The 14,766-nt window shown below is 37.4% G+C and carries 6 protein-coding genes; all 6 read left to right on the forward strand.

What is annotated here, in order from left to right; translation table 11 throughout:
• The first annotated feature begins 46 nt into the window (after positions 1–46).
• Positions 47–2,476 carry an FtsX-like permease family protein gene (locus SJY09_RS15755; protein ID WP_396636661.1) on the forward strand — a complete coding sequence of 810 codons (2,430 nt, stop codon included), beginning with the start codon at positions 47–49 and terminating at the stop codon, positions 2,474–2,476.
• A gap of 235 nt (positions 2,477–2,711) precedes the next feature.
• Complete coding sequence (locus SJY09_RS15760) at positions 2,712–5,111, forward strand: ABC transporter permease (RefSeq protein ID WP_396636662.1); 2,400 nt, start codon at positions 2,712–2,714, stop codon at positions 5,109–5,111.
• Positions 5,112–5,161: 50 nt separating this feature from the next.
• Positions 5,162–7,552, forward strand: a complete 2,391-nt coding sequence (locus tag SJY09_RS15765; RefSeq protein ID WP_396636663.1) for an ABC transporter permease — start codon at positions 5,162–5,164, stop codon at positions 7,550–7,552.
• Between the two features lie 10 nt (positions 7,553–7,562).
• Positions 7,563–9,965, forward strand: coding sequence for an ABC transporter permease (locus SJY09_RS15770; RefSeq protein WP_396636664.1), 2,403 nt, complete (start codon positions 7,563–7,565; stop codon positions 9,963–9,965).
• A 10-nt stretch (positions 9,966–9,975) separates the two neighbouring features.
• Positions 9,976–12,357 carry an ABC transporter permease gene (locus tag SJY09_RS15775; RefSeq protein ID WP_396636665.1) on the forward strand — a complete coding sequence of 794 codons (2,382 nt, stop codon included), beginning with the start codon at positions 9,976–9,978 and terminating at the stop codon, positions 12,355–12,357.
• A 20-nt stretch (positions 12,358–12,377) separates the two neighbouring features.
• The gene (locus tag SJY09_RS15780) at positions 12,378–14,762 is read left to right on the forward strand and encodes an ABC transporter permease (RefSeq protein WP_396636666.1); all 2,385 of its coding nucleotides are present in this window, start codon (positions 12,378–12,380) and stop codon (positions 14,760–14,762) included.
• The last annotated feature ends 4 nt before the right edge of the window (positions 14,763–14,766 follow it).

Here is a 14,766-nt window from a genome sequence, read left to right on the forward strand (position 1 = left end):
CATCAGTCTACGACGAACGTGGATAATCATCAAAAAACAAACTATCATGTTAAAGCAATATATAAAAATCGCTTGGAGGAATCTCTTTAAGAATAAGCAGCAGACCATTATAAACCTGTTAGGGTTGACGGTAGGTACTGTTAGCTGTCTTTCCATTTTGTTGTACGTATTTTCACAATTTGGTTATGATGAACATCATGAGAATGCGGACATGGTCTACAGAGTGGAAACAATCATAGAACGAGATGGAAAAGTCTCTTTTAATACCGCAGCGGCGTCTCCGCCGATAGCATTTGCTTTAAAGGAAGATTTTCCAGAGGTTCAAGAAGCTACCCGAGTGGTGTTGACCGATGTTTTTTACAGTAATTTAATAGGTGCCGCGGATAGTGAAGATGCCTATTATGAGCCCCGGGTATATATGGCAGATTCTACCTTTTTTAAAGTGTTCAACTATAAATTTGTTGAAGGCAGACAAGAAACTGCCTTGAATGAGCCCAATGCCCTGGTGCTCTCCTCTTATTTGGCAAATAAACTGTTCGGCACTCAAAAAGCTTTAGGTAAAGCAGTAACATGGGGTAGTGGTGCGGATGCCCAAACTTTAACGGTAAAAGGTGTTTTTGATGAATCCTATGAAAAATCGCACTTAGACCCAAACTACATTGTAAGCATGAGTACCCCTGGAATGGGAACTTTTGTTCAAAATTTTCAAAGTTTTGCAACTAACAATTTTGTGTATAGTTATGTAAAACTACAACCGAATAGTAATGCCGCTGGGTTACAGAATAAATTACCTGGATTTATTCAGGAAAGAGGAGCCAAAGACCTTAAGGATGCAGGAATGGATAACAAGGTCCAAATACTTAAGCCTGTGTCAGATATTCATTTATATTCCGCAGGAAGAGATAATCAAATTCATGAAGTATCCAATATCAAATACCTTTATTTCTTACTAACGCTTGCCTTTTTTATTCAGCTGGTTGCCTGTATTAATTTTATAAACTTAAGCACGGCACGGGCAAGTAAACGAGCAAAGGAAATAGGAGTACGTAAAGTAGTAGGGGCTGGGAAAAATAGTCTAATGTGTCAATTTTTGGGCGAATCTTTGTTATTGTCCTTGTTTGCGATGCTCATTAGTGTTCCTATTACCATTTTTCTACTCCCGTTGGTAAACGAACTTACCAACGCTAGTTTGGGACATGAGGACTTAATGAATTGGAGTATTGGCTTAATATTATTAGGGTTAGGTGTATTTACAGGACTGATTTCCGGAATTTATCCGGCCATAATATTATCATCCATAAAACCGATTAAAGCGTTAAAAAGCGCTACAATTTTACAATCTGGCAACGGAACCTTCCGAAAAGCACTGGTGGTATTTCAATTTGTAGTTTCCATAAGTTTGGTGGCTACGGTGATTATCGTAACACAACAGTTTCGTTTTACACAAAATAAGGATTTGGGCTTTCAAAAGCAGAATCTACTAGCCCTAAGGATAGGGACTGACGAGGCCTCAAGCAAGTTCGAATCTCTTAAAACCTCTTTCTTGAATATCCCAGGAGTCCTAAATGTATCTAGTGGAAATTATGCCCCGTCCGAAGTTATCTTAAATGATAATGGACTGTATTTACCGGGAGGAAATCGAGAAAATAATACGGTAGTTAAACGACAGGGAATAAGCGAGGGTTATTTTGAGACAATGAATATTCCCTTATTGAAAGGAAGGGATTTCACTGTAGCCGATACAACAGATCAAATTATTGTAAATGAAGCTACATTAAAGATTTTTGACATTAAAGAAGAGGATGCGCTGAGCGCTAGATTGGTGCAGAGCTTTGGAGATGAAACCTTTGAAATGCGAATTGTAGGAGTAGTAAAAGATTATCATTTTGCCTCGTTAAAAAATGAAATAGCACCGTTATTTTTATATAAGGAAAATGAACCGAATTGGTTGTTTATTAAAACACAGACTACAGATTATCAACAACTATTATCAGGATTGGAAAATCAATGGAAAGCTACGGTAAGAAATGTTCCTTTTGACTATAGGTTTGTAGATAAGGAGGTAGAAAAACTATATGATGAGGAGAAACGATTGGGTCAAATTTCGATAGTATTTACCATTCTGGCGATTTTAATCAGCTGTTTGGGCCTATTCGGTTTGGTGTCATTTGTAGCGGAACAAAAGAAAAAGGAAATAGGTATTAGAAAAGTACTAGGTGCCAGTATTAATTCCGTAGTACAACTATTGACCAAAGACTTTATAAAGCTAGTTGGCATTGCTTTTTTAATAGCATCTCCGTTGGCTTATTATGCGATGCAACATTGGCTGGAAGATTTTACCTATCGCATAGAAATACAGTGGTGGGTATTTCTTCTAGCGGGTGGTTTCGCTCTGGTGATTACTTTCTTTACCGTAGGTTTCCAATCGCTTAAATCTGCTTTGGCCAATCCGGTAAAAAGCTTGCGAACAGAATAACAATTATTGGTTATACATATGCAGATAGTCTTGTTTTATTATACAATGAACTTGTAACAGTTTCTTGCAGGAATAGTCATTGTAAACATATTGTACATGTAATGTCCAAATATTTGACAGTTAAAGAGATTTTAATTTATGCAATTATATGATATTCAGTAGGTTGTATGTTTGGCATGAAAATAGGCTTTCATGATTCGTTATCTGCTGATAACCAATCAAAAAACGAACAATCATGTTTAAAAATTATTTAAAAATTGCTTGGAGAAATCTAATCAAGAACAAGGCATATTCCATAATTAATATCGGTGGTCTGGCCTTGGGAATGGCCGTAACTTTGATTATTGGTTTGTGGATGCAGGATGAACTTAGCTACAACGACAATTTTGGTAACAAAGAAAAATTCGCACAGGTCTATCAGTCCCAGACCTTTAATAACAGAACGGGAACAGGACCTGCTATTCCCTTACCCTTAGAACCTGCTTTAAGAGAAGGTTTTGGGAATAATTTCAAGTATTTGGTAATGTCTTCTTGGACCAATGATTCCTATATAAAATATGGTGAGGTTAATCTTTCTAGACCCGGAAACTACATGCAGCGAAATGCACCTGAGCTATTAGGACTCAATGTTCTTAAAGGAGAAAAAGATGGATTGCGAGAAATAAACGCTATCATGCTTTCTGAGTCTACTGCTGACGCCTTTTTTGGAGATGAAGACCCAATCGGAAAAACCGTACGTATTAGTAATGAATATGATATGATGGTAACCTCCGTATATGAAGACATGCCTTATAATTCTTCTTTTAGGGATTTAGATTATATCATGCCTTGGGAACATTACTATAATACTCGGGAGTGGATGCAGAACTCAAAAGATAATTGGGGGAATAATTCTTTTCAAATGTTCGTTGAAATAGCTGATAATACTACAATGAACAGCATTACCAACGCTATTATAGATGTTAAGAAAAATGCCGATGAAGAGGTTGTGGAATACAATCCTAGAATCTTTCTTTTTCCGATGGAAGATTGGTATTTAAAAAATAATTTCGAGAATGGTATTCAGACGGGTGGAAGAATAAAGTACGTATGGCTTTTCGGTATTATTGGGGCTTTTGTATTGCTTCTGGCCTGTATCAATTTTATGAATTTAAGCACGGCACGTTCTGAGAAAAGAAGTAAAGAAGTAGGTATTCGTAAGTCTATTGGATCACAAAGGGGACAGCTAATTTATCAGTTTTTAAGCGAATCGTTTTTGGTGGTTGTTTTTGCCTATTTTTTAGCATTAGTAATTGTATTGGTATCTCTTAAAGGATTCAACGAATTAGCTCGCAAGGAGATTATCTTTCCATGGTTGAATCCAACCTTCTGGATAATTTCTGTGCTATTCATTCTTTTCACCGCTTTATTGGCAGGGAGCTACCCAGCACTCTACTTATCGTCTTTTAGACCAGTAGATGTATTAAAAGGAACTTTTAAGGTAGGTAGGTATGCCGGCTTGCCAAGGAAGATTTTAGTAGTGGTACAGTTCACCGTATCGGTAGCTTTTATTATAGGTACCGTTATTGTCATGCAACAGATCAATCATGCAAAGAACAGACCTATTGGTTATGACAAAGAGGGTTTGATACAGATACCTACTTTTAGCCAAGACTTTAGTGGAAAAACAGATCTCATGAGAGAGCAGTTTCTAAATTCGGGTGCTGTGGTTCAAATGGCTACTTCTAGTAGTCCAACTACAAGAATTTGGTCAAATAGGAGTGGTTTTACATGGGAAGGTAAACCTGAAGGTTTTCAGGAGGACTTGGCATGGACGGAGGTATCATCGGAATATGCCAAAACCCTGAACTTAAAAATTGTTGAAGGAAGGGATTTTTCTAGGGATTTTGCGTCAGACTCATTAGGGGTATTAATCAATCAAACGGCTAAAAAATATTTGGGGATGGAAAACCCTATTGGACAGTTATTGCGAGATGCCGATATAGAAGACCCTGATCCACCAATGAAGATCATAGGGGTCGTAGAGGATATGATCACCCAATCGCCCTACGAGCCTGTTAAGCAAGGGGTTTATGTATATGACAGATTTGAAAATTTTAGTTATTACAATCTGCGATTGAACCCTAATCGCAGTGCGGGTGAAAACTTGGCTACCATTGAACGTGTTTTTAAAGAGAATTTTCCAGCCATTCCTTTTGAGTATGATTTTGTGGACGAGGAGTATGCGACAAAATTTGCCGCTGAACAGCGCATTGGAACGCTATCTGGTATATTCACCGCTTTGGCCATACTCATTAGTTGTCTAGGGTTATTTGGACTTACCTCCTTTGTGGCGGAACAACGTACTAAGGAAATAGGAGTGAGAAAGGTGCTTGGGGCATCCATCTTCAACGTCTGGAACATGCTTTCAAAAGATTTTTTGAAGCTAGTTGTTATCTCTTGTTTTATTGCGGTTCCCGTGGCGTATTATGTCATGAACGGTTGGCTACAAGAGTATCCATATCGCGTAATTCTTAAGTGGTGGATTTTTGCTTTGGCCATGCTAGGTGCAATGTTCGTCACGGTTCTTACGGTGAGTTTTCAGGCCATAAAGGCTGCAAAGGCAAACCCGGTAAAGAGCTTGCGAACGGAGTAAAAGAATAATCAATCTGTGTTGAACTTTGTCAACATCAAAAAACGAGAATCATGATAACAAATCATTTTAAATTAGCTTGGCGAAATTTAAAGGGAAACCCAATGTTTTCGGTAATTAACATAGTAGGCCTCTCTTTGGGTTTGGCAATTACCATTTTGCTTTTTATGTTCATAACCTACGAACGTAGTTATGATACCGATTATGCCAATAGCGAAGATATATATAGAACGCTGATACGTACTGGTGAGTCCTATGACAACCAAGTTTTCTGTACCTCACCGGCGGCACTTGCCCCTGCATTAAAATCTGATATTTCAGAGGTGAAATATGCAGCTCGTATGTTAAAACATGATTTTGGGCAGACTGCTTTTATTAAGGTTGATGAGAATAATTTTTTAGAAAAAGAACTCTATTGGTGTGATCCAGATTTGCTTACTATTTTTAGTATGGAATTTACAAAGGGAAATCCCAATACCGCTTTAGATAGACCAAACACTGTTATTTTATCAGAAAGTACTGCTAAAAAATACTTTCCCGACAATGATCCCATAGGGGAAACTATTACGGTTGATAATGAAAAACAATTAGAAGTAACCGGTGTGTTCAAAGATTTTCCGGGAAACAGCACACTCCATTGTAATATGATAGGTTCTTTTAGCTCTTCATGGGCAGCAGATAATCCTACTTGGGGAAACTCTAGTTTTGAAACGTATATTCAACTAAAGAAGAACACATCAGTTACTGCTACGGAGACACAAATGCAGGCAGTTTTAGATAAAAATGTTACAAAGGAGGGGCAATGGTTCACCTTATCGCTGCAGCCTTTAGAGAAAGTACATTTATACTCCACAGATTATGTGAATTCATATACCAATAGAGTGGGTAATATAAATGAGATAGAAAATTTATCGATTCTAGGGCTATTGATTTTAATAATTGCATGCGTCAATTATATGAATTTAATGACCGCCAGATCTCAAAAACGCTCCAAGGATGTAGGGATAAATAAAACGCTTGGGGCATCTTCGAAAAGCATGATTTTGCGTTTTTACACGGAGACCGGCCTAGTAACCTTTATAGCCTTGGCTATTGGGATGCTGATAGCTTATGTAACTGTTCCTATTTTTAATAGCATTACGGAACAAGAATTAGATGTTTCATTTCTATTAAGTCCAGAGTTGTTTATAGGTTTAGTTACGTTTTGGGCCCTTACAACACTCGTTTCAGGGTCGTATCCCGCCTTTTATTTATCGCGTTCCTCCCCTAAGGCCATATTGAATCCTGAAATTAAAAAAGGAGGAGGAGTTGTCCAGATTAGGAAAGGCTTGGTGGTATTACAGTTCGCGGCATCGGTGATGCTTATTGTTGGCGTTATTGTTATTTATCAACAATTACAGTTGATGCAAAATAAAAAATTAGGTTACGAACCGGAGAACACGGTCGCTATATCCACAATGGCCATTCCGGACAAAGCAAAGACCAAAGCATTGGTGCAAGAGTTACAATCTTTGAGCAATGTTACCGATATAGCTATGGCGCAAGGATTTCCCGGGGTTACGGTAAGTGGCAGAATGTTGTTCAAAAATCAAGAAGATGAAAATGGTTTGCGAATAAGCACCAATAGGATTGATGCAGAAGCTATTGGTTTGTTGAAATTAAAACTACTAGCGGGTAATCTATTACCGAAATTGAAGCAAGAGAACGACACCATTATAGATGTTGTTCTTAATAAAAAGGCGATACGATATTTGGGCTATTCTGTGGAAGATGCAATCGGTAAGAAAGCTTTGATAGGAGGCTTTGGTGGCAATGCAACCATAGTTGGTGTCATTGACGATTTTAATTTTGAATCCCTACATGAACCCATTGGGGCCTATGCTTTTCACAATGGCAAAACAGAACCTAAATCCTTTGCCTTAGTACGATTTAATAGCGCATCCTTACCTGTGATTATTGGGGAGTTAGAGACTAAATTTAAAGAAGTAGTTCCGGAGTCCAGTTTTGAATATGTTTTCTTGGACAAGAATCTCGAACGTTTTTACTCACTTGAACGGAAAACGGCCACATTAGGACTGCTCTTCTGTGTTCTAGCCATATTTGTGGCCTGTTTAGGATTATTTGGCTTAGCAGCTTTTATGGCAGAACAGCGTAAGAAAGAAATTGGCGTACGCAAAGTTTTAGGAGCTAGTGTATTTACCATTACAAAGATGTTATCCACAGACTTTGTGAAATTAGTTTTCATTTCTTTGGTCATAAGTTTTCCTATAGCTTATTGGGTAATGAATAATTGGTTGGAAAATTTTGCTTACCGAATAAATATTAATTGGTCCGTATTTGTTATATCAGGTTTAATAGCCATTGCCATTGCATTGTTCACGGTGAGTTTCCAATCTATAAAAGCGGCAATGGTCAACCCCGTTAAAAGTCTAAGAACAGAATAAGAAATTGATTATGATAAGTACAGGTTTAAAGATAGCACTCAGAGGATTTCTAAGAAATCGGTTTTTTATGACTTTTAATCTATTGAGTCTCGTAGGCGGACTTTTTGTTGCCTTCGTCGCTATTGGATATATCGGTTTTGAAAATAGTTATGATGAATTTCATGAGAATTCTGAGAACATTTATCGCGTTGGATGGACGTATCGCTCTCAGGATTATAGTGTTTTGGGTTTTGAAAACGGAGCTGATGAGAAACAACTCAATGTAGTAAACGGATTAAAGAACATTCCAGGTATACAGAACGCAGCTCAGTTCATAACCTCTGATAATCTTGAGTTTATAGAATGGCAAGGCAATAGAGTACAAGAAAAAGGATTTTTAACGACCAACACGCCGCTTGAATTTGCTACACTATTTACATGGACACCGCTAATGGGGAGTCTTGCCGACTTTGGAAAGGATTTTAACAAAGTACTTTTGACGCAGTCGGCAGCCTCCAAAATTTTTGGTGAAGAAATGTATAATTCACCCGGTATTATTGGTCAGGTCATTACTATTGGGCAAGAGAATTATAAAGTAGCGGCGGTTATTGAGGACGTACCCCTAAATTCTCATGTTGATTTCTCCATAGCCTTAAGTAATCCGAGTATTGATTATTGGGGAAGCAGAGTATATATTGGCATTGCTGATAATCTTTCCTTTAAAGAGGTACAACAGAGAATGAATCAGGAGATGGGCACGATAAACCCATCTGTGGTCAAGGACCCGCTCTACAAAGAACATTTTTTACAGCCGCTAGAGGATATTCATCTAAAATCCAATATTTTGTATGAACTAAAAACCCCTGGTAACTATTCGTTTATATATCTAATTGGAGGTTTTGCAGTCTTTATTCTTATAATTACCCTTTTCAATTATGCTAATTTTACGTTGGCCATCAAATCCAAACAAGGAAAGTCAATAGGTATTAAGAAGGCTATGGGAGCAAAGAGCTTTGCCGTAGCGAGACAATTTATATTGGAAGGAGTGTTATTAGCGCTATTGGCTGTACCTATTTTAGCCCTATTACTGGCATTGATAGTGCCCTCTTTCAACTCATTGATGGGCGTAAATTTGAGTGCCAGTCTTTGGCAAAATCCTCGAACACTACTTTTAATAGTTTGTTTAGCGATTATTTTAGGGGTATTGGCAAGCATAGCTCCGGCACTATTTCTCTCTACCAAGAACGCTTTAAGTTTATTCAATCAAAAATTAAAGGACAATCGCTATGAGCATTTTTCTATTCGTAAGTATCTTATTGTAAGTCAGTTTGTGATATTGATTTCAATTACTTCGGTTTCTTATTTTGTTATTCAACAAATGAATTTTATTGAGAACAAGGACGTGGGCTATAAAAAAGAAGGGGTGCTATATGCGTATACCTCGTCTGAAAAACAAGATATTTTTCAAGAACGCCTTAGACAAGTTCCTTGGATTGACCATGTAGGTAACGGTTCCTCTTTTGGTATTGGTACTTTCAATCAGACCACGTATAAACTGAAAGGTATAGACGAAGTTTTTGATGACGCCAATCAATTGTATCTAGATTATGAAGCTTTAAAAGCGTACGGCATAGAAACCAGTATAGGAAGTACTGAGTCAACTGGTAGAAAAACCATTATTAATAGAACTGCAGCGCAAAAATTCGCGAAAGTCAAGAATATAACTGTTGAAGAATTAATAGGAACCACGGTTATCTCCGAGCCTGAATATGTATCGGATGCAGGACAAGTTGGATTTCCTTTTGTAATAGATGGAATATTTGAAGATGTTAACATTTTTTCTTTGCGAGAGCAAGTAGAACCTTACTTTATAACACTCTCTCCAAACGTTCGTATGGCGGGCGTAAGTATTATTTCTTTTGACCCCGACAAAACAGATTTGGTCACAGATAAAATTGCTGCTGTTTATGAGGGTATTGGTGATGTATTGCCATTAGAAATTGAATTTTTGAGTCAAAATATCTCAAGTCTTTATACTCAAGATAAACAAACGGCGAATCTTATTTTTTGGATGAATGTTTTAGCAATAATACTTGCAGCAATGGGTATCATAGGCATTACCGTATTCTTGGTTATAGCTAGAACTAAAGAAATAGGGATACGAAAAGTATTAGGCGCCTCTGAATTTCATATTATCAAATCATCTGTAAAAGAGTATGTACTCTATATAGCAATAGCCTTACTCATTAGTTGGCCCATTGCTTTCTATGGAAGTAAGCAATGGCTTTCCAATTTCGCATATAGGATTGATATTCAACATTTTACATTCTTAATAGTTGGCCTAGCCGCGTTCTTAGGAACATCACTTTTGGTAGGTGCTGTAGCACTTAATGCCGCAAAGAAAAATCCCGTTAAAAGTCTAAGAACAGAGTAAATTCTATGAAATGCTGATAAAATACGCGCTAAGAAATATTAGGAAGAGACCGGTTTTAAATGGTATTAAAGTCGTAGGGCTATCACTTGGGTTATGCGGTGTACTGTTCATAACACTTTTTATTAAGAGTGAATTTAGTTATGATTTAGCGCATACAGATACGGAGCGAACCTTTAGGCTTACCGCTACTAACTCAGGTGCTTTCAAGGGCAACCACTTTGCTAGGTTTTCTGATGCCAAAAACGTTCCTGAACTTTTGGAACACATTCCCGAGATAGCAAGTTTTGTAAGGTTAATGCCATTACGGGATAGGCTGATCTTGAAGGAAGAACGGCATTATGTAATCAACCAAGCTTTTGCGGTAGACGATACTTTCTTTAAAATCTTCAATGTTAATTTCAAGGAGGGAAATCAGGAAACCGCACTAAAGGAACTTGGCGGGGCTGTTATATCCCAATCCTTGGCTGATAGAGTATTTGGTAATGAGAATCCGATGGGGAAGGTCATTTCCCTTCCACCGGGTCATTACAATAGCATTGAGACGACTTTTACCGTTACGGGTGTCATGGAGGACTTTGAAAGGGAAAGTCATCTCCATCCCGACCTATTGGTAATGCCAGGCGAAGATGCTATGAACGGATGGGCCTATGTCTATTTCCTTCTAAAGTCTAATGCGAACGTTGAAGGTCTTGATGGTAAGCTCACCAACAAATTAAATGAAATGTATGGTATAGCGGAAACTAAAGTAGAAAAGTTTCAAGCGAATGTCACTAACATCAAGGAGATTCATCTAAACTCTAACTTACTACGTGAAATAGAACCCAACGGGAACATGACCAATATTTGGTTGCTCAGCATCGCCGCTTTGATATTACTTTTTATATCGCTGACTAATTTTACGAGTTTAAATATTGGTATGGCGGGTTACCTCACCAAATTCTTGACATTGCATCGAATATTAGGATCATCCAGAAGAGTAATGTCCCGTTATTTTTTATTGGAAAGCACACTAATTATAGCTCTTTCTCTAATCATCGTTTTTGCTGTTTCTTTCCAATTGAATGGTATGTTATTGGATTTATATCAAATTAATCTTTTTCAAGGCAACAAGTGGTTTGTTCTGACGGTTGTATTGGTCTTTTCATTTTTAGGTCTTATTGCCGGAATTCAACCTGCTTTCAAGGAACGTTTCCGGAATACTTCATTAGAAAGTAATATCAAAGGCGATGGTACCCTACGAACAAATAAAGTACTTCTAATTTCTCAATTTGGTCTAGCAATGTTTTTATTAGTGGGTGTAATCGTTATCTCCCGCCAAACGGACTTCGCCCTGAACAATTCTATGGCCGCCAAGGAAGATAACGTCATATGCATACCTTATGTTCATTCAGAAGTACAAAGAGATTTCGGACTTTTTAAAAATCAGCTTTTAAAACAAAGTGCGGTAATATCTGTTTCTGCAATGATGGCACCTCCTGGGGGAGAAACAAATGATATGTTCGCCTTTGAGATGGCAAATATTCCTAATGAAGAAGCGGAATACATAGGCGTTTTCTCTTGTGATAATTCCTTTGCGGACGTATTTGGACTTTCGTTTTTAGGGGGTACTAATTTCAACGAAAATACTGTTGATCAAGATGGCAATGGAGAGTATGTAATTAATGAAACGGCCCTGCATTATTTAGGTTATCAAGATGCAAATACCATTATTGGGGAAGATTTCGCTTTGCTATCGCCCGTTGAGGGCGTAACAATTCCGAAGGGTAAAATTATAGGAGTAGTCAAGGATTTTCATCTTTCTGGACTACAGACCAAGGTAGAGCCTTTGGTCATGTTCAAAAGGGAAAACAGCTGGTTAGAAAATATAGTGGTATCCTATGAGCCGGCAACCCGTGCAGAGGCCGTAGCATCGATTAAAAGCACATGGAACGAACTATTTCCAAAGTATCCACTGGCCTATTTTCAGGTAAGTAGTTTGTATAAGGAGGTTTACAGGACAGAGCGTTTACAGAAAAATCTAATATTAATATTTGCACTTATAGCGGTTTTTATTTGTGCTATGGGCGTATTGGGACTCTCGTTAATGGTAGCACAAAGGCGGTTTAAGGAAATTGGTATTCGGAAAGTGAACGGGGCGACTATTTCTGAAATTCTAGTCATGCTAAATACGGACTTTTTAAAGTGGTTGTTTCTCGCTTTTGTTTTGGCTACACCACTGGCTTATTTAGCAGCAAATAAATGGTTAGAAACATTCGCCTATAAAATAGAGATAGGTATAGGAATGTTTATACTCGCTGGTGCCACTGTAATTATGATCACGGTAGTAACGGTTAGTTGGCATAGTTATAAAGCTGCTAGAGTTAACCCGGTAAAAAGTTTACGTACGGAGTAGTTCAACTAAAACTTAAAATCATGTTTAAAAATCATCTTAAAATCGCATGGAGGAATTTACTTAAAAACAAATCGTATTTGGCAATTAATTTATCTGGACTTACCATAGCTATAACATGTTTTGTTCTGCTGACCTTATACATTCAGTTTGAAAGAAGTTATGACCAACACCATGAAAAGTCAGATAGAACATTTAGAATAATACAACAACAGAGAGGTAATGATTATCAGGGTACCGATTTATTTGCGGTAGCTCCCTTACCTCTTGGGGAGGCATTATTAAAAGATTTTCCCGAAGTAGAGGCCGTGACCAATCTCAACATAGGCGGTGCACTTCTAATTAAAGATGAAGTATCTGCCGTAGCCCAGGGACTGTTTACCGATAGTGCGTATTTTGATGTTTTTACTACCGAATTTATAGAAGGTGATATTACTAACGTTCTAGAAAATCCCGATGACATACTGATCACGAAGGAACTTTCCTATAAATTTTTCGGAGACGTAGCACCAATAGGTAAAGTGTTGAAATTTGGAAACGGAAAAACCTTCACCGTGCAAGGTGTTGTTGAAAACCCACCTAAAAACCAACATTTTGGTTATGATTTTATCGTCTCGTACAAAAGTCAATCGTATTACCCTAATGATATTGGTTTTTGGGTGAGTAATAATTACCATACCTATTTAACTCTTAAAGATGCCGAATACTATAAAAACCTTGAACAAAAAATGAAGGTTTATGAAGCAATCACTAAGCCTGCCTATGAGAAACAAGGGTTCAAGTTTTATCCAGAATATAAGTTACAGCCGTTAGAAGATATTCATTTAAAGTCTGATATAAATATTGAACTAAGCCAAAACGGGAACATAAAAGTGATTAATCTATTTATGTTAATTGCAGCTATAATTCTCATTTTGGCCGCCATAAATTATACCAATCTAGCTACGGCTAAATCTGCTCAAAGGGCAAAGGAAGTAGGGGTTAGTAAAGTTTTAGGGGCAAGAAGGGGTAGTCTTCTTATTCAATACCTGGGAGAATCCTTTTTCTTGGTGATCACTAGTCTGGTTTTGGCATTAGTACTAACACATCTTCTACTTCCATATTTTAATACGCTTTTAAATAGAGACATCGATTTTGGACTTATTGCAAACGTCAATATAGTTATTCCTCTTTTAGTAGCGATGTTATTAACGGGATTTTGCTCGGGCATTTATCCAGCACTTTTTCTTTCTGGGATAGGTCCTATAAAAGCACTAAAGGGTAATTTTTTGAAAAATCACAAAGAAGGGCGTTCGTTAAAAAATATCCTTATCGTTGGTCAATTTGGGGTGGCAATTGGGCTCGCTATAGCGAGCATTATAATTTATCAGCAATTAGAATTTGTTCAAAACAAAAGTCTTGGCTACAAAAATGATCAACTGGTACATGTTAGTTATTTTGAATCAGAGATTACAGCTAAACAAGAGGTTTTAAAGAAAATGCTTTTAGAGAACCCAACAATCAAAGAGGTTTCCTTAAGCTCTCAACTACCCTTTAATGTAAATAGTCAAGGCCCTGTTACAGAGTGGGAAGGTAATTATAGCAAAGAACCCATGTACGTTTTTAGGACCTATGTTGATCATGACTTTCTAGATGTTTTTAAAATGGATCTGGTAAAAGGGCGAAATTTTTCTAGGGAAATTGCTTCCGACTCCATGGCCTATCTTCTAAATGAAGCCGCAGTAAAATCTTTAGGATGGGATGCCCCAATTGGCAAAAAATTTGCCAATGGAGAGGTAATCGGTGTCCTAAAGGATTTCCATTTAAAAACCTTTGACCAAGCTATTGAACCTCTTTTTATGGCCTTAAGGACACCCGAATTCACAAGAAATTTTGGTGAGGTAGTTCTAAAGATTAATATGTCCGATTTCGAAAGGACCAAAGAATTCATTGTAAATACTATGAACAGTATTGTACCCGTGGTACCTTATGAGGTTAAAATTGTTGAAGATTCGTATATGCAATTTTATGATGAAGAAAAGCGGTTAGGCAAGGCTTTAGGTCTTTTTACTTTACTCTCACTTTTTATAGCAGGTATGGGTTTATTTGGAATGATATCTTTTCAAATTGCCCAACGCTCTAAAGAAATTAGCATTAGAAAAGTATTGGGGAGTACAGTTTCTGGAATCTTAAAACTTTTGGCAAAGGAAGTTTTTAAACAAATTTTCATTGCAATTGTTATTGCCGCTCCGGTGGCATATTATTTTATGGAAACGTGGTTACAAAGTTTTGTGTATCGAATTTCTTTACCATGGTGGTTGGCATTAGTTGTTGGTAGTGTGACCCTGTTTTTAGCTGTTCTTTCTATTGGTTTTCAAAGTTTTAAGGCGGCAAGTTCCAACCCTGCACGTAATTTACGGGCAGAATGAGGCA

This window comes from Maribacter sp. R77961 (assembly GCF_044594925.1).
Classification (GTDB): Bacteria; Bacteroidota; Bacteroidia; order Flavobacteriales; family Flavobacteriaceae; genus Maribacter.